General features: G+C 59.4%; 13 protein-coding genes and 1 pseudogene. 9 read left to right on the top strand and 5 right to left on the bottom strand.

From position 1 onward, the window contains the following. The first annotated feature begins 5 nt into the window (after positions 1 to 5). A complete protein-coding gene (gene ppk1, locus KZH41_RS30020) occupies positions 6 to 2228 on the top strand; it encodes a polyphosphate kinase 1 (protein WP_263274172.1) in 2223 nt (740 codons plus the stop codon). A gap of 122 nt (positions 2229 to 2350) precedes the next feature. On the opposite strand, the gene ppx is transcribed toward ppk1, so the two are convergent. Continuing rightward, complete coding sequence (gene ppx / locus KZH41_RS30015; protein ID WP_263274171.1) at positions 2351 to 3853, bottom strand: exopolyphosphatase; 1503 nt, start codon at positions 3851 to 3853, stop codon at positions 2351 to 2353. A 483-nt stretch (positions 3854 to 4336) separates the two neighbouring features. Here ppx and KZH41_RS30010 point away from each other — a divergent pair. From KZH41_RS30010 to KZH41_RS29995, 4 genes and pseudogenes are all read left to right on the top strand, one after another. Next, positions 4337 to 4990: pseudogene (locus KZH41_RS30010) on the top strand (DUF1120 domain-containing protein). Positions 4991 to 5125: 135 nt separating this feature from the next. Then, a complete protein-coding gene (locus KZH41_RS30005) occupies positions 5126 to 5812 on the top strand; it encodes a fimbria/pilus chaperone family protein (RefSeq protein ID WP_256589191.1) in 687 nt (228 codons plus the stop codon). Positions 5813 to 5819: 7 nt separating this feature from the next. Next, positions 5820 to 8321: a fimbria/pilus outer membrane usher protein gene (locus KZH41_RS30000; protein WP_094948779.1), complete on the top strand. Its 2502-nt coding sequence runs from the start codon at positions 5820 to 5822 to the stop codon at positions 8319 to 8321. Next, the gene (locus KZH41_RS29995) at positions 8311 to 8862 is read left to right on the top strand and encodes a hypothetical protein (protein ID WP_094948780.1); all 552 of its coding nucleotides are present in this window, start codon (positions 8311 to 8313) and stop codon (positions 8860 to 8862) included. Before KZH41_RS30000 ends, KZH41_RS29995 begins: the two co-directional genes overlap by 11 nt. On the opposite strand, the gene KZH41_RS29990 is transcribed toward KZH41_RS29995, so the two are convergent. From KZH41_RS29990 to KZH41_RS29975, 4 genes are read right to left on the bottom strand one after another with little or no spacing between them, the layout of a single operon-like run. Continuing rightward, positions 8834 to 9571, bottom strand: coding sequence for an amino acid ABC transporter ATP-binding protein (locus KZH41_RS29990; protein ID WP_094948781.1), 738 nt, complete (start codon positions 9569 to 9571; stop codon positions 8834 to 8836). The genes KZH41_RS29995 and KZH41_RS29990 overlap by 29 nt on opposite strands. Continuing rightward, a complete protein-coding gene (locus KZH41_RS29985; protein WP_094948782.1) occupies positions 9558 to 10208 on the bottom strand; it encodes an amino acid ABC transporter permease in 651 nt (216 codons plus the stop codon). Before KZH41_RS29985 ends, KZH41_RS29990 begins: the two co-directional genes overlap by 14 nt. After that, a complete protein-coding gene (locus KZH41_RS29980) occupies positions 10205 to 10873 on the bottom strand; it encodes an amino acid ABC transporter permease (RefSeq protein ID WP_094948783.1) in 669 nt (222 codons plus the stop codon). Before KZH41_RS29980 ends, KZH41_RS29985 begins: the two co-directional genes overlap by 4 nt. Before the next feature lie 17 nt (positions 10874 to 10890). Beyond that, positions 10891 to 11676 (bottom strand): transporter substrate-binding domain-containing protein, encoded by a 786-nt coding sequence (locus KZH41_RS29975; RefSeq protein ID WP_017530859.1) that lies wholly within the window; start codon positions 11674 to 11676, stop codon positions 10891 to 10893. 255 nt (positions 11677 to 11931) lie between these two features. Here KZH41_RS29975 and KZH41_RS29970 point away from each other — a divergent pair, with 255 nt between their 5' ends. The 4 genes from KZH41_RS29970 to KZH41_RS29955 all read left to right on the top strand — a co-directional run bounded on the left by KZH41_RS29970 (position 11932) and on the right by KZH41_RS29955 (position 16734). Further along, a complete protein-coding gene (locus tag KZH41_RS29970; RefSeq protein ID WP_094948784.1) occupies positions 11932 to 12627 on the top strand; it encodes a FadR/GntR family transcriptional regulator in 696 nt (231 codons plus the stop codon). 121 nt (positions 12628 to 12748) lie between these two features. Beyond that, positions 12749 to 13078, top strand: coding sequence for a thioredoxin TrxA (trxA, locus tag KZH41_RS29965; protein WP_094948836.1), 330 nt, complete (start codon positions 12749 to 12751; stop codon positions 13076 to 13078). A 236-nt stretch (positions 13079 to 13314) separates the two neighbouring features. Continuing rightward, the gene (gene rho, locus KZH41_RS29960; protein ID WP_094948786.1) at positions 13315 to 14574 is read left to right on the top strand and encodes a transcription termination factor Rho; all 1260 of its coding nucleotides are present in this window, start codon (positions 13315 to 13317) and stop codon (positions 14572 to 14574) included. Positions 14575 to 14730: 156 nt separating this feature from the next. Beyond that, positions 14731 to 16734, top strand: a complete 2004-nt coding sequence (locus tag KZH41_RS29955; RefSeq protein ID WP_263274170.1) for an acyltransferase family protein — start codon at positions 14731 to 14733, stop codon at positions 16732 to 16734. The last annotated feature ends 36 nt before the right edge of the window (positions 16735 to 16770 follow it).

The following is a 16770-nucleotide window of genomic DNA, read 5'->3' as shown; positions in this document are numbered from 1 at the left end:
ACTCGATGAATACCGAAGGACTCTCAGAAGTTGCCGTAAAAGACGCTCACCCGGTGGTGGAACAAGTCACCGAGACCCCGCCGGAGCTGGAGCCCGCAGCGCCTGCGGTAGTGGCCGAAGCACCGGCGCCAGCCCCGGTGGTCGCGGTGACCAACCTGGATGACAGCAGCCTTTACATCCACCGCGAGCTGTCACAACTGCAATTCAACATTCGCGTGCTCGAGCAGGCGCTGGATGAGTCCTATCCGCTGCTGGAGCGGCTGAAATTCTTGCTGATCTTCTCCAGCAACCTGGACGAGTTCTTCGAGATCCGTGTCGCCGGCCTCAAGAAGCAAATTACCTTCGCCCGCGAACAAGCCGGCGCCGACGGCCTGCAGCCGCATCAAGCCCTGGCGCGCATCAGCGAGCTGGTGCACGGCCATGTAGACCGCCAATACGCGATCCTCAACGACATCCTGCTGCCGGAGCTGGAAAAACATCAGGTCCGCTTCATCCGTCGTCGCCACTGGACCACCAAGATCAAGACCTGGGTGCGCCGTTACTTCCGTGACGAGATTTCACCGATCATCACCCCGATCGGCCTCGACCCGACGCACCCGTTCCCGCTGCTGGTAAACAAGAGCCTGAACTTCATCGTCGAGCTGGAAGGCATTGACGCCTTCGGTCGCGACTCGGGCCTGGCGATCATCCCGGCGCCGCGGTTGTTGCCACGGATCATCAAGGTACCGGAAGAGGTGGGTGGCGCTGGCGACAACTATGTATTCCTGTCATCGATGATCCACGCGCATGCCGATGACCTGTTCCAGGGCATGAAGGTAAAAGGCTGCTACCAGTTCCGCCTGACCCGTAACGCCGACTTGGCACTGGACTCCGAAGACGTCGAAGACTTGGCCCGCGCCCTGCGCGGTGAGCTGTTCTCGCGCCGCTACGGTGACGCAGTGCGCCTGGAAGTGGCCGATACCTGCCCTAAACACCTGTCCGACTACCTGCTCAAGCAGTTCAACCTGGCTGAGTCCGAGTTGTACCAGGTCAATGGCCCGGTGAACCTGACGCGCCTGTTCAGCATTACCAGCCTGGACAGCCACCCGGAACTGCAATACACGCCGTTCACGCCGCAGATCCCGAAACTGCTGCAAAACAGCGAGAACATCTTCAGCGTGGTGAGCAAGCAGGACATTCTGCTGTTGCACCCCTTCGAGTCCTTTACCCCGGTGGTCGACCTGCTGCGCCAGGCCGCCAAAGACCCGCATGTATTGGCCGTGCGCCAGACCCTGTACCGCTCCGGCGCCAACTCAGAAATCGTCGATGCGCTGGTAGACGCCGCGCGTAACGGTAAGGAAGTCACCGCGGTGATCGAGTTGCGTGCGCGGTTTGACGAAGAGTCCAACCTGCAATTGGCCAGCCGCCTGCAGGCAGCCGGTGCGGTGGTGATCTACGGCGTGGTCGGCTTCAAGACCCACGCCAAGATGATGCTGATCCTGCGTCGCGAAGCCGGTGAGATCGTGCGTTACGCGCACTTGGGTACCGGTAACTACCACGCCGGTAACGCCAAGCTCTACACCGACTACAGCCTGTTGACCTCCGACGATGCCTTGTGTGAAGACGTCGGCAAGTTGTTCAGCCAGTTGATCGGCATGGGCAAGACCTTGCGCATGAAGAAGCTGCTGCACGCGCCGTTCACGCTCAAGAAGGGCATGCTCGACATGATTGTCCGCGAAACCCAGTTCGCCCTCGACGGCAAACCGGCGCACATCATTGCCAAGTTCAACTCGCTGACCGATCCGAAGATCATCCGCGCGCTGTACAAGGCCAGCCAGTCCGGTGTGCGCATCGACCTGGTGGTGCGCGGCATGTGCTGCCTGCGCCCAGGCATTGTCGGCGTGTCGCATAACATCCATGTGCGCTCGATCATCGGCCGCTTCCTGGAGCACACGCGGGTGTTCTACTTCCTCAACGGCGGCGAAGAGCAGATGTTCCTCTCCAGTGCCGACTGGATGGAGCGCAACCTCGATAAGCGGGTGGAGACGTGCTTCCCGGTGGAAGGCAAGAAGCTGATCATGCGCGTCAAGAAAGAGCTGGAAAGCTACCTGACCGACAACACCCACAGCTGGAGCCTGCAATCGGACGGCCGTTACGTGCGTAACACCCCGACCGGCAACCAGAACCCGCGCAGTGCGCAGGCGACGTTGCTGGAGAAGCTGGGTAGCCCGATTCTTGTGGTGAATTAAGGCTGTACTTGGCACCCAAAAAATGGCCCTTTAGAGGGCCATTTTTATTTGCACTTTTGAGTGATGTGCAAGCCCGCTCGCCACAACAAGTCTGTCTGCCACAATAGCCAGCAGCGCCCGGGTTAGCGCAGGTTTAATGTGAACCCCACCCGCGTCAGCCACTCCGCTTCCTGGGCGAAGTCCGCCTGGGTCAGTTGGTTTTCATCCAGCCAGCCTTTGGGGAACACCACGTCCAGGCTGTCGCCGTTGGCGCGCAGGGCCACCTGGGGCATTTCCTGGGTGCCACGGATGTGGTGGAACAGGATCGCAAAGCGCAGCAGCACGCACAGGCGGATCAGCTTGCTGCCCTCGCTGCCGAAGTCGGCAAACTTGTCCTTGGGGATGTTGCGGCGATGGCCGCGCACCAGCAGGGCGAGCATCTGTTGGTCTTCGCGGGAGAAGCCGGCGAGGTCCGAGTGCTCGATCAGGTAGGCGCCATGCTTGTGGTAATGGTAGTGGGCGATGTCCAGGCCCACCTCATGCACCTTGGCGGCCCAGCCGAGCAGCTCGCGCCAGACGCCGTCTTCCAGGTCCCAGTCTTCGGCTACTTGGTCGAAAGCATGCAGGGCTTTGCGTTCCACGCGCGCGGCTTGTTCCAGGTCGACGTGATAACGCTCCATCAACGAGCTGAGGGTGCGCTCACGCACGTCTTCATGGTGATGGCGGCCCAGCAGGTCGTAGAGCACGCCTTCGCGCAGGGCGCCGTCGCAGTGGTCCATGCGTTGCAACTCGAGGGCGTCGAAGATCGCCTCGAGGATCGCCAGGCCGGCCGGAAAGATGGTGCGACGGTCGGGCTTGATACCGTCGAAATCGATTTTCTCTGCATCGCCCAGCTTGAACAGCTTGCGCTTGAGCCACGCCAGGCCTTCGGCGTTGACCTCACCGGTGCCATGGCCGCCGGCTTTCAGCGCCAGGCTAATAGCGCGAATGGTGCCGGACGAGCCGATGGCCTCATCCCAGGTCAGGCGGTGCAGGGCGTGCTCGATGCTCATGATTTCCAGGCGCGCGGCCGTGTAGGCCTGGGCATAGCGCGCCGGGGTGATCTTGCCGTCCTTGAAATAACGTTGGGTGTAACTGACGCAACCCATCTGCAGGCTTTCGCGCAGCAGCGGTTCAAAACGCTGGCCGATGATGAATTCGGTACTGCCGCCACCGATGTCGGCCACCAGGCGCTTGCCGGGGGTGTCAGCCAGGGTGTGGGACACGCCGAGGTAGATCAGGCGTGCTTCTTCGCGGCCCGAGATGACTTCTACGGGGTGCCCGAGGATTTCCTCGGCGCGGCGGATGAATTCGCCGCGGTTGCGTGCTTCACGCAAGGCGTTGGTGCCGACGATTCGCACGGCGCCCAGGGGCATGCCGTTGATCAGTTGGGCAAAACGCTTGAGGCAATCGAGCCCGCGCTGCATGGATTCTTCATTGAGCTGGCGCTCGTCGTCGATCCCGGCAGCCAGTTGTACTTTTTCGCCGAGCCGCTCAAGGATGCGGATTTCGCCGTTCTGGGCCTTGGCCACGACCATGTGAAAGCTGTTGGAGCCCAGGTCGATGGCGGCGATCAGGGACAGATTCTTGGCTTGGGATTGCGGCATGGTTTGGGGGTCTCGGTCGATAACCCGACCATCGTGCCACGATCGACCGCCGCCGCCAACGCGTGTGCTTCAGTAATTTGCGTGATGCTGTCTGTGAGGAATTCTTGTGGGAAATGTAGGATTGTTTTGTAAGTGTGCGTTGAATGAGGTGTTCGATACTGTAGGGGGTTTTAACTGTCTACTGTTGCAAGGCGCCTTATTGTTTTTCCTACAGTGGAAGAGTCGATAGGGATCTCTATTGTTTTGCTCAGTACTACATTGTCGATGGGTTAAGGCGATTATTTGTTTTTACTATTCCCACAGTGACTGATGTGTTGTCTGATTCTTTAAGTCAGTGCCAAAGCGACAGACTGTCATCGGCAATTTTGCCTGGGTGGTATTTATTTATCGTCGTGCATGTCCCGGAAGATAGTTGTTAGGCGATGGAGTCGCCAAGGCGCAAATAAAAAACACCTGATAACTTATTTTAGTGACAGGATAAAAATGAAAAGAATTGTTGGATTGACTCTCGGTATCGCGTGCCTGACTGCAGCCTTGAGTGCTCAGGCAGCGGGCAGCGCCCAATTAAGCGTCAAGGGTACGATCAAACCTGCAGCCTGTAGTCTCAGCCTGACGGGCAACGGTGAGATCAACTACGGCACGATTCACTCCGGCGATTTGTCCCAGGCAGCGTTCACCCCGCTCGCAGAGAAGACCACTGGCTTTAACGTCAGGTGCGATGCGAAGAGCACGTTCGCAATCACCTTCTCCGATTTGCAAATGGGCAGCAAGGTGACGAATATCCTGGGTGCGGGGTATAGCGAATCGCAAAACTTTGGTTTGGGGGCTGTAGGCGCCCAGCGCACCGGTGGCTATTCGGTCACTCTCCGGGACCTGGTGGCGTCCGGTACAACCCTACAGCCAATCATGCGTAACAGCAGTGGTAACTCTTCCGCCCCGTAGCAGCTCAGTGATGGCAAAGTTGCACAACTCAGCCAGTACTCGTGGCGCTATGGTGCTGCCGTCGCACCCGCCTCTATTAGCCAGTTGACGGGCACGATTGCGGTGAAAGCGGTCATCAATAGGGCGGCGGATCTAAACTTGACCAACGAAGTCCGCCTTGATGGGCGCGCGACGATTGTATTGAATTACACCTAAGCAACGGAAAACAGCCGATCAAGAAACTAACACTTCCTGATGGGCTGTTTTTTTATGGGTGTTTGTCTGCCAATGGTCAGCTTTATCGGTTGCGGGGAACATTGAGTGCGTAATTGTTCAGTACTAAGTTGTGCCGTGTTGTTGAGTGCAAGTGCTTGTCTGTTATTTACTGCCGTTGCAGCGGCGGACGGCATGCAGCCTGAAACAACTGTGGTGGTGCTTTATGAAGAAGAAGGCGAAGCCACAATAAATGTTAAGAATACCGATGCAGGGCCGGCGTTGCTTCATTCGGTCGTGGAGAACGTGCCCGAAGACCTGGAGCTGCTACTGATCGTCACACCGCCCATCGCCCGTGTGGAGGCGGGAGACACGCAATTGGTGCGTTTCATCAGCACCTTGAAGGAGCCGCTCAAGACTCAACGGCTCAAGCGCGTTTCCTTCGAGGGCATTCCCCAGGCGCGCGCAGCGAAAGGCGCGACCATCGGTATCACCATTCGCCAGAACTTGCCGTTGATCCTGCACCCACAAGGCCTGCCTCGGCATAACACACCCTGGGAGTTGCTGAAGTGGAAACGCGTGGGGGAGCGTCTTACCGTTCATAACGACAGTGCCTATATCGTGCGCATGACGGCGGATGTGCAGCTGCTTCCACAAGGCGTCAACGCTGTGATGCCGCGTACTTACATCTTGCCGGGCGAGGCGCTGGCGGTGACAGTCGACAGCCCTTTGGGCAGTGTGGCTGAGGTCGAGATTCAGCCGGCTACTGTCTATGGGTTCGCAGTAGACAGGTATCGGGCCCCGATCAATGCCGATGAGGGTTGATCGACGCATGGCAAGCCCATCGAATAGGACCATCACGGCGTCTTTTTGGCTTGGCAGGCCGACGCTGCTCATGGGGTTTGCGACGCTGTGGGGGTTGCCCGGCCTTGTATCTGCGCAGGAGCTTGGTGAGGGGTTCGACCTTGCGGCACTGACAGCCCACGGTATCGACCCGAAGGTCTCCGATTACTTTCGCAACGCGGCGCGCTTTCGTGAGGGCGTCCAAGTGGTGGGGTTGCGCGTCAATGGCAACCCGCTTGGGCTGGTAGATGCACGGTTCGATCAAGAAGGCCGGTTATGTTTCACCCCTGGGTTTCTGGAAAAAGCCGGGCTGGTAACGCCTCGCGCAATCATTCAAGAGAACGCCACGCCGGACCAGGCCTGCCATGACTTCTTCGGGCAATTCCCGACGACGATGGTGAGGCTGCGTCCCGGCATTGACGAGGTGACGCTGGTAGTACCGACCCAGTCATTGCGTGATCCCCAGTGGGATGCGGGGCATTTCTCCAAAGGTGGGGCAGCGGCGTTGTTCAACTATGAAGTGCTGGGTTTCGACAGCCGTTCGCGCAGTGGGCCCAGCCGGTTCGTCTCCGCCTATACCGAGGCGGGTTTTAACCTTGATGACTGGATTGTTCGCAGCCGCCAGTTCTATGTGTCTGACAACGGTAAGGCCCGTACCGAACACCTCTACGCTTATGCACAGCGGGATATCGCCGCGCTGCAGTCGACTTTTCAGGTGGGCCAGATCTCCAGTAATAACCCACTGTTTGGCGGCGTGCAGTTGTCCGGCCTGCAGTTTTCCCCTGATGGGCAATCACGCACGCCTGCAGGCAGCAACAATGCCGTGGTGGAAGGGCTTGCGCAGAGCCAGTCACGCATTGAAGTTCGTCAGTCCGGCGTATTGGTCCACAGCACGCTAGTGCCCGAGGGCCCCTTCCGTTTGACGGGGCTGGCATTGCTCAATGGCACCAGTGACCTGGAGGTCAGCGTAATCGATGTGCGTGGCGCCAGGCGTAGCTTCGTGGTGCCGGCGGCTTCATTCGCGGGGGCTGTGCCGGCGGCACCGGGTTACTATTTTTCTGCCGGTAAGCTGCGCAAAAATGCGGGCGAAGAAGGCCCGACGCCGGTGGTTGCCATGGGCAGCGGCACCTGGGGGTTGGGTCGCGACTCGTCTGCAGGCTTTGGCTTGTTGAGTACCGATGACTACTGGGCGGCAGGCGGCACACTGAGCAGCATATTCTTCCAGCGGGTTTCCGTGGGCACACGGCAGAACTTGTCCAGAGACAGCAAAAATGCAGTGTCCGGGGTGCGTAGCAGTGTGTCGGTTAGCAGCCCGCTGGCCGCCAATATCGACGTCAGCCTCAGCGCAACGAACCAAACGCGGGGTTATCGCGAGGTACTTGAAGTCGGCCGGTCATACAGGGGCGATGAGCTCAATTCGCGTTTCAAGAACCAGTACACGGCAAGCGTGAGTTGGGCGGATGCCACGCTAGGCGTTTTCTCTGCGGGCTATACCCGCAGTTCTCAATTTGACGGGCAAACCGCCGAACATGTGTCGGCCTCGTGGAACACATCATTCAGTCGCGCTGATGTTGCATTGATTGCCGATGCGCAAGTAGGCGGCACGCAGTCTGGCCGCGACACCACGCTTGCCGGCCGGCGACGTGATAACAGTCAGGAGAATGACCTGTCCTTGCGGCTACAGGTCAGCGTGCCCCTGGGCGGGGACCGTCGCGTGAGCAGCTACACCAGTCGCCGTGGCGACCGGTTCACCGCGGGTGCAGCGCTCAGTGAGCGGGTCAATGAGTACGTGAATTACGAAGTAGGCGTCGAACGGGACATCAGGGCTCGGGAGCAATCTGTTCGCGGGAACGTGGACGTCCTGGCGCGTTATTCCCGCGTTGGCCTGGGTGTCAGCCGTGATCCGCTGGGCACCAACTACACAGGGCAGTTGCAAGGTGGCGTGGTGGCTCACGAAGGAGGGGTGACCTTCTCGCCTTATACCGTGCAGGACACATTCGGCATCGTCTCGGTAGGCGACATTGGCGCTGCAAAAGTCGAAACGCCCCAAGGCCCGGTGTGGACCGATTCCAGCGGGAAGGCGGTGATCGCCGGTTTGCCGGCCTACACCAACAGCCGAGTCGAGGTACAGACCCAGTCCTTGCCCAAGCGCGTGGACCTGAAAAACGGCACCCAGGTGCTCACTGCCGGGCGCGGTTCCTTTAATGCCGTGAATTTCGACGTAGTGAAAGTGCGCCGCGTATTGCTCACCGCGAATGATCAGCAGGGCCGACCATTGCCCCAGGGCGCCTCGGTGTTCGGTAAGAACAATCGCTTCCTGACCAGCGTGGTGGGTGAAGGCATGATTTTCCTCAACGACGTCGATGAGGCGCAAAGCCTGCGGGTTTCGTTGCCGGATTCTTCCACCTGCCTGTTGCGCATTGACCTCGAGACCCCGCCAGACAATGACAAGTTCTATGAAACCAACTCGGCGGTGTGCCATGGCCAATAAGCTTAAGAACCTACCTTTGGCGTTGCTCTGCACAGTGCTGGCAGTGCCTGACGCTTGGGCCGAAAACTGTCGGTTATCGCTGAGTCAGCCGCGCATCGACTATGGCGCTATACGCCGAGAAGCGCGCGTTGAAAGCGCCTCCTTGGTGCTCGGCACTCGCTCGTTGCGCCTGAGCGTTCTTTGCACTGAGCCTGCGGCCATAGCGCTGCGTTTTATCGGCATAGCGGCCGATGGGCAGGGTTTTCAGTTTGGTCGCCAGGGGCGTTTTCGCTTGACCCTCAAACACGCCCAGGTGGATGGGCATGCAGTCGGCTGGGTTGCTGCGCAGCTGCCCGGCGAGCCTGCCAGTGGGCAACTGCTGCCCGGCCAGACGTTGATGGCGCGAATAGCAGGGATGCCCTTGGTAGGCCGGCAATTGACCGCCCAAGTTGATATCGACACCGAACTGCCCGCCGACGCCTTGCACGTGCGCGACGAGACGCGCCTGGAAGGGCTGGGCAGTTTCGAGCTGGTCAGCCCGGCTGTTCCACCGAGCCAATGAAGTTGGCAAGTTCCGGCGTTCTGGGGTTGGCGAACAAGGTCTTGGGATCGCCCACTTCATGCACCTTGCCTTGGTGCATAAACACCAGCTTGTCGCCGACTTCCCGGGCAAAACGCATTTCGTGGGTCACCATGATCAAGGTCATGCCGTCTTTTGCCAGTTGGCGCACCACACTGAGCACTTCATTGACCAATTCCGGGTCCAGGGCCGAGGTGATTTCGTCGCACAGCAGCACCTTGGGTGACATGGCCAGTGCACGCGCAATGGCCACGCGTTGCTGCTGGCCGCCGGACAGGCGATCCGGGAAGGCGTCGAACTTCTCGCCCAGCCCCACGCGTTCCAGCATCTGCCTGGCAAGCTGTGCGGCTTTGGCCTTGGGCACTTTCTGTACCACTTGCGGCGCGAGCATGACGTTTTCGCCCACTGTCAGGTGTGGGAACAGGTTGAACTGCTGGAACACCATGCCGACCTTCTGCCGCAGGCTGCGCAGGTCGGCGCGCGCGGCGTCAAGGTACTCGCCGTCGACTTCGATCACGCCGTCGTTAATCGATTCCAGGCCATTGAGGGTTCGCAGCAACGTGGATTTGCCCGAGCCACTGCGGCCGATGATCGCCACCACCTGGCCTTCATCCACCGTCAGGTCGATGCCCTTGAGTACGTGGTGGTCGCCGTAATACTTATGCAGGGCAGAAATTCTAAGCAGAGGCATGCAGTCTCCTTTCCAGGTAGCGGGCACTGAGGGACAAGGGGTAGCAGAGCAAAAAGTAACCGAGGGCCACCAGGCCGTAGACCATAAAGGGCTCGAAGGTGGCATTGGCGAGCATGCCGCCGGTCTTGGTCAGTTCGGTAAAACCGATAATCGAGGTCACGGCGGTGCCTTTGACCACTTGCACCGAGAACCCCACGGTAGGCGCCACGGCAATGCGCAGGGCTTGGGGCAGGATCACGTAGCGCAGTTGTTCAAGCGGGTTGAGGGCCAGGCTGGCCGACGCTTCCCATTGCCCGTGGGCGATGGATTCGACGCAGCCGCGCCAGATCTCGGCCAGGTAAGCGCTGGTAAACAGGGTCAAGGCAACTGCCGCCGCCAGCCAGGGCGAGATATCCACCCCCAGCAGGGCAATGCCGAAAAACACCAGGAACAGCTGCATCAACAGCGGCGTGCCCTGGAACAGTTCGATATAGGTGCGCGCAACATTACGCGGGAAGGCTTTGCGGCTGATGCGCATCGTCATCACCAGCAAGCCGATCAGACCGCCGCCGATAAACGCTACCAACGATAGCAACAGCGTCCATTGCAGGCCGGTGGCCAGGTTGCGCACGATGTCCCAGAACGAAAAATCACTCATCGGCTGTTCCTCATCACAAACCGGCGGCCAATCCAGTTGAGCAACTGGCGAATCATCAACGCCATGCACAGGTACACCAGCGTGGTCAGTGCGTAGGTTTCAAAGGCGCGGAAGTTACGCGACTGAATAAAGTTGGCGGCAAAGCTCAGCTCTTCGGTGGCGATCTGCGAACACACCGCCGAGCCGAGCATCACGATGATGATCTGGCTGCTCAGCGCCGGCCACACTTTGCCCAGCGCCGGCAGCAGCACCACGTGGCGGAACGCCTCGAAACGCGTCATCGCCAAGGCGGCAGCGGCTTCCAGCTGGCCGCGCGGGATGGCCTGGATGCCGGCGCGGATGATCTCGGTGGAATAGGCCCCCAGGTTGATCACCATCGCCAGCACGGCGGCTTGCCATTCGGTGATTTTCAGCCCCAGGGACGGCAGGCCGAAGAAGATGAAAAACAACTGCACCAGGAACGGCGTGTTGCGGATCAACTCGACATACACACCGAAGAACCAGGCGAACGGCTGGATCTTCCACGCCCGCACCACGGCGCCGACGGTGCCCAGGGCCACCCCCAATATCGCGCCGATGACCGTCAGCTCAAGCGTGAACAGCGCGCCGCGCAACAGCAGGTCGGTATTGGCCAGCACGGGCATAAAGTCGAATTGATAGGCCATCAATCAGCTCCATTGCTTCAAAGATCAGCAGGCAGCGGCTCTTTAAGCCACTGCATTGCATTCTTTTCCAGGCTGCCGTCGGCCTTGGCCGCCACCAGGATCTGGTTGACCTTCTCCAGCAGCGCCGGCTCGTTCTTGTTCACGCCCACGTACACCGGCGAGTCCTTGAGTTTCACTTTCAGCGCCGGTACGCGTTTTGGGTTGCGCTCACTGATCGCCACCATCACCACGTTACCGCTGGCGATCAGGTCGACCTGGCCGGCCAGGTAGGCGGCGATGGTCGAGTTGTTGTCTTCAAAGCGCTTGATGGTGGCTTCCTTGGGCGCAACAGCGGTCAGCTCGATGTCTTCAATGGCGCCACGGGTCACGCTGATGGTCTTGCCCTTGAGGTCGTCGGTGCTGCTGATGGCCGCGTCAGGTGGGCCGAACACGGCCAGGTAGAACGGCGCGTAGGCCTTGGAGAAATCGATGACCTTTTCCCGCTCGGGGTTCTTGCCCAGGCTGGAAATCACCAGGTCGACCTTGCCGGTGGTGAGGAACGGAATACGGTTGGTGCTGTTGACCGGGGTCAGCTCCAGCTTGACCTTGAGTTGGTCGGCCAGCAGCTTGGCCGTGTCGATGTCCAGGCCGCGGGGCTTCATGTCGGGGCCGACCGAGCCGAACGGCGGGAAGTCCTGAGGCACGGCGACCTTGAGGGTGCCACGGGCGACGATATCGTCCAGACCATTGGCCTGGGCGGGTGCCTGGCTCAGCATCAGGCTGGCAAACAGGGCAGTGAGCAGGGCGCTGTAGCGCTTGGTCATGGCAACTCTCCGAAAAAGGCGAAGGGGTTTTCTGACTTTGCTCAGTGCACAGCCCATGCCATCACTGTCTGAATCGTCCGCGAAGCCGGTATTTGTTGAGCTGCAGTGGTCTTACTGGTCTGAACAGTGCTTAGGCTTTTCGCACCCTTTTCGAGCGTCGACAAAACCGTGCGAGCCCCTTTGGGGCGTGGCTTGCCGCCAGCCGCGAATAGCTTTACAACTACTCGCTACGTTGACTGCAACCTTGAGTTTTTTATGAATTCCATCGCCCAAGCCGTACCGGAAGCGGCCCTGCAGGCCATCCGCAAACTGATCAAGGAACAGGGCTTCGCAGCGGGCGATGCGTTGCCGTCCCAGCGCGACCTGGCGGTGCAGTTGGGCGTCAGCCGGGCGTCGTTGCGCGAGGCGTTATCGTCTCTGAGTGCCTTGGGCGTGGTCAGCGTGCAGCCCGGCAAAGGTGTGTTTGTGCAGGCGGCCGACGAGTCTCCGGGGTTTGCCTGGCCGTTCGCAGCCCAGGCCACGCCGCTGGATATCTTCCAGTTGCGCTATGCCTTGGAAGGGTTTGCTGCGGGGCTGGCTGCCGTGACGCTGACGGTCGAGGAGCTGGATGGCCTGCAAGATAATGTCGAGGCCATGCGCAAGGTGCTCAAGGCCGGCGACTTTGAAGCCGCCGCCCGGCTGGACTTCGAATTTCACCAGCGGATCCTGCTGGCCAGCGGTAACCAGGCGATGGTGAGCATCCTGAGTGCCAGCGCCGAGGTGTTCCTGGAGAGCCAGAAGCTACCGTTCATCCGGCCGGAACGGGCGATGGAAACCTGGCAGGAGCACCGCAAGATCCTGCGCGCGCTGGCCCGCCGCGCCAGCGCGGCGGCACAGAAAACCATGCAGGAACACGTGCGCAATGCGGCATTGCGCACGGGCATCGCGTTCGTCACGCCCGTGTCGCCCTGAGGTGGGCTATACCCAAACTCATGCACGGTCATAGCAAGACTCAATTAGAGGCGGCTTCCTGAACGAGGGAAGGGCAGCTATGATGGGCAACGTTTTTTTTGCTTACAATCCGGAGACATCCATGAGCAACGATCTTATCAAGCACGTCACCGACGCGACCTTTGAGGCCGAAGTACTCAAGGCTGCTGGCCCGGTGCTGGTTGACTACTGGGCTGAATGGTGCGGCCCTTGCAAAATGATCGCTCCGGTTCTGGACGACATTGCAACCACCTACGAAGGCAAGGTAACCATTGCCAAGCTGAACATCGACGACAACCAGGATACCCCGCTCAAGCACGGCGTGCGTGGTATCCCGACGCTGATGCTGTTCAAGAACGGCAACGTCGAAGCCACTAAAGTGGGCGCGTTGTCGAAGTCTCAGCTGCAAGCTTTCCTCGACGCGAACATCTAAGCGTCGTCAAAAAAGCCCCGCAAAATAGCGGGGCTTTTTCGTGAAACAGGGCTAGACGCTCCGAAACTCAGGTGGTACATTCGGCCCCGCACTGGTTTCTCCACTGCCCCCTGCAAGCCGTCGCCGACGCATTCCTTTTCGATTAGTACGCGATCCTGTCGCCTTCTCTGCGGCGCGGCCTCATTAAGCCAAAAGCTTAATTTTCCCCCCTCCATAAATGATTACGTCATTCCTATATGAATCTGACTGAACTCAAGCAAAAGCCGATTACCGACCTGCTCCAACTGGCCGAAGAAATGGGCATAGAAAATATGGCCCGTTCGCGCAAGCAGGACGTGATTTTCTCCCTGCTCAAAAAGCACGCGAAAAGCGGCGAGGAAATCTCCGGTGATGGCGTGCTGGAGATTCTCCAGGACGGCTTCGGCTTCCTCCGCTCCGCTGACGCTTCCTATCTCGCCGGCCCAGACGACATCTACGTCTCGCCGAGCCAGATCCGTCGCTTCAACTTGCGCACCGGTGACACCATCGTTGGCAAGATCCGTCCTCCGAAGGAAGGTGAGCGTTATTTCGCCCTGCTCAAGGTCGACACGATCAACTTCGATCGCCCCGAGAACGCGAAAAACAAGATTCTCTTTGAGAACCTGACGCCGCTGTTCCCGACCGTGCGCATGAAGATGGAAGCCGGTAACGGTTCCACCGAAGACTTGACCGGTCGTGTCATCGACCTGTGCGCCCCGATCGGTAAAGGCCAGCGCGGCCTGATCGTCGCACCGCCGAAAGCCGGTAAGACCATCATGCTGCAGAACATTGCAGCGAACATCGCCCGTAACAATCCTGAAGTTCACCTGATCGTGCTGTTGATCGATGAGCGTCCGGAAGAAGTAACCGAAATGCAGCGCACCGTGCGCGGCGAAGTGGTTGCCTCGACGTTCGATGAGCCGCCAACCCGCCACGTGCAGGTTGCCGAAATGGTGATCGAGAAGGCCAAGCGTCTGGTTGAGCACAAGAAAGACGTGGTGATCCTGCTCGACTCCATCACCCGTCTGGCCCGTGCCTACAACACCGTGATCCCGAGCTCCGGCAAGGTCCTCACCGGTGGTGTCGATGCCCACGCCCTGGAGAAACCAAAGCGTTTCTTCGGCGCCGCGCGGAACATCGAAGAAGGCGGCTCGCTGACCATTATCGCCACCGCGCTGGTTGAAACCGGCTCGAAGATGGACGAAGTGATCTACGAAGAGTTCAAGGGTACCGGCAACATGGAACTGCCTCTGGACCGCCGTATCGCGGAAAAGCGTGTGTTCCCTGCGATCAACATCAACCGCTCCGGCACCCGCCGCGAAGAGTTGCTGACCGCCGACGACGAACTGCAGCGCATGTGGATCCTGCGCAAGCTGCTGCACCCGATGGACGAAGTCGCCGCCATCGAGTTCTTGCTCGACAAGCTGAAAGCCACCAAGACCAACGACGAGTTCTTCTTGTCGATGAAGCGTAAGTAATACGACGCTTCAGGTCCGAAAAATGGCGCCCTTTGGGGCGCCATTTTTTTTGCGCTGAAAAAAGGGAGGTTTGCACGGCAGGAGTGTCAGTAAAGAAACAAAAAGGGTAAGTGCGCCTACGCTTGCCTCCATCTGTATCAGAACTGACTACGATTTATGACTGCGCTTGCTTACCGAAGAGACATTGACGGCCTGCGTGCCATCGCTGTCCTGGCTGTTGTGCTTTTCCACTTTGGGGTTCCAGGCGTTACCGGCGGCTTTGTCGGCGTTGATGTGTTCTTTGTGATTTCAGGTTTCCTGATCACCTCGATCATCTGGCGCGAACGCGAAACCGGGCGTTTCAGTTTCCTCGATTTTTGGGCTCGACGCGCCCGGCGTATCCTGCCGGCGCTGATTGTCATGATGCTGGCGTCATTGGTGGTCGGCTGGTTTCTGATGGCGCCCAAGGACTACGAAGAGTTGGGGCGCTCGATTCACAATCAGGCGATTTTCATCTCTAACCTGTTCTTCATGCGTCAGGACGGCTACTTCGATACGGCCTCCGACATGAAGCCGATGCTGCATACCTGGTCGCTGTCGGTTGAAGAGCAGTTCTACATCGCATTTCCGCTGCTGCTGGTGTTGCTGTCGAGCCGGCTGAAGCAATGGCGTGGTGCTTTGTTTGTGCTGTTGCTGGTTTCATTTGCGGCGAGCGTGTGGGCGGTCTCTCATGAGCCTGAAAAGGCCTTTTTCCTGTTGCCTATGCGCGCCTGGGAGTTGTTGGCAGGCGCCATGCTGGCCGTCTTGCCGGTGCGTACTCAACGCGTAAGCCCGAGGCTGGCCCAGGCTGTCAGCCTGATCGGCCTGGGCCTGATTCTAGTGGCGGTATTGGGTTATGACGCCGACACGGCCTTCCCTGGGGCCTCGGCCCTATTGCCGGTGTTGGGTGTGGTGGGCCTGATTTGGGCCAACGGCCAACACACGACGCTGGTCGGGCGGTTGCTGGGCAGTCGTGTATTGGTGGGCATAGGGCTGATTTCCTATTCCTGGTACCTGTGGCACTGGCCGGTGCTGGTGTTTGGCAAGTACGCCAGTATCTTTGGCCTGGCGCCCTGGGAGCTGACGGCGCTGTTCTTCTTGAGCCTGTTACTGGGTTATGGGTCCTGGCGGTTTGTCGAGGGGCCGTTTCGTGAGCGGCGCCTTTTAGCGGGGAGCCGGTCGGTCCTGGTTGCGGGTGTCATGGCCCTCGTAGGCCTGGGCCTGGCCGGCAAAGGCCTGGTCTGGTCGGATGGGTTTGCAGAGCGCTTGTCACCCCAAGCACTGCAGTTTGCCCAGGCGCATACTTGGAGCCCTAAGCTCATGAGTTGCCTGGGCGATGACAAGAAAAACACTCACCGTGAACCTTGCCATTTTGGCCCGCAAACGAGCGCGGCGCGGGCCCTGGTATGGGGTGACAGCCATGCCTCGGCGCTCATTCCGGCGCTAAGCGACGCTTCGAGCAGGTACGACTTCAGCATCACCCAGGCCGGTTACGCCGGTTGCCTGCCTTTCTACAGAAAAGAAAACACGCCCGGATGCAGAGCCTTCAACGAGCACGTCACCCAACTGCTGAGCCGCGAGCAGTTCAGTGATGTGGTGCTGGTCGCGCGTTGGAGCCTTTACGTTTATGGAGAGCGTTCCGGTGATACGGGCGCGTCCATTCATGACCCGGCGACCGGGAAGTATGACCGCGCCATCGCTCAACAACTGTTTGCCGACGGTTTGAGTGCGTTGGTGCAGCAAATTCGGGCCAGTGGCCACCGGGTATGGCTGGTCAAGGAAGTGCCGCTGCAGGACTTCAACGTCCCTTATCGGCTCGCCCGCTTGGCGATGTTGGGGCGCCCAACCGATAAAGAAGGCTTGCCACTGGCCGAACATCTGGAGCGCCAGGCTTATATAAGCCGCGTGTTTGAGCGAATCGCGGCGGCGGATTCAGGGGTTCGAGTTCTGGATCCGGCGCCTAAGCTGTGTGATGTGAACGGCTGGTGTCGGGTCGAGCTTGATGGCCACTCGCTCTATACCGATGACAACCACCTATCAATCGCGGGCTCGCGGCTTGTTGAGGGGTTCCTTGAACCCTTCTTCCACGCGCTGCGCAACACATCCACTGAATCAGATGTGAGTCGCACTGACGTGCAATAAGCTGTCAGCGCTCTTAAGAGCAGGTAGGATGTACGC

The organism is Pseudomonas sp. YeP6b (assembly GCF_025642995.1).
Classification (GTDB): Bacteria; Pseudomonadota; Gammaproteobacteria; order Pseudomonadales; family Pseudomonadaceae; genus Aquipseudomonas.
The sequence above is the reverse complement of the archived record's forward strand: the minus strand, read 5'-3'. Positions and strand labels throughout refer to the sequence as shown.

Bases quoted from the DNA above. Each gene is read 5' to 3' on its own strand.
- KZH41_RS29970 (WP_094948784.1), top strand. From the start codon at position 11,932: ATGAATTCCATCGCCCAAGCCGTACCGGAAGCGGCCCTGCAGGCCATC.
- KZH41_RS29975 (WP_017530859.1), bottom strand. From the start codon at position 11,676: ATGACCAAGCGCTACAGCGCCCTGCTCACTGCCCTGTTTGCCAGCCTG.
- KZH41_RS30000 (WP_094948779.1), top strand. From the start codon at position 5,820: ATGGCAAGCCCATCGAATAGGACCATCACGGCGTCTTTTTGGCTTGGC.
- ppk1 (WP_263274172.1), top strand. From the start codon at position 6: ATGAATACCGAAGGACTCTCAGAAGTTGCCGTAAAAGACGCTCACCCG.
- ppx (WP_263274171.1), bottom strand. From the start codon at position 3,853: ATGCCGCAATCCCAAGCCAAGAATCTGTCCCTGATCGCCGCCATCGAC.
- KZH41_RS29990 (WP_094948781.1), bottom strand. From the start codon at position 9,571: ATGCCTCTGCTTAGAATTTCTGCCCTGCATAAGTATTACGGCGACCAC.
- KZH41_RS29995 (WP_094948780.1), top strand. From the start codon at position 8,311: ATGGCCAATAAGCTTAAGAACCTACCTTTGGCGTTGCTCTGCACAGTG.
- KZH41_RS29955 (WP_263274170.1), top strand. From the start codon at position 14,731: ATGACTGCGCTTGCTTACCGAAGAGACATTGACGGCCTGCGTGCCATC.
- rho (WP_094948786.1), top strand. From the start codon at position 13,315: ATGAATCTGACTGAACTCAAGCAAAAGCCGATTACCGACCTGCTCCAA.
- trxA (WP_094948836.1), top strand. From the start codon at position 12,749: ATGAGCAACGATCTTATCAAGCACGTCACCGACGCGACCTTTGAGGCC.
- KZH41_RS29985 (WP_094948782.1), bottom strand. From the start codon at position 10,208: ATGAGTGATTTTTCGTTCTGGGACATCGTGCGCAACCTGGCCACCGGC.
- KZH41_RS29980 (WP_094948783.1), bottom strand. From the start codon at position 10,873: ATGGCCTATCAATTCGACTTTATGCCCGTGCTGGCCAATACCGACCTG.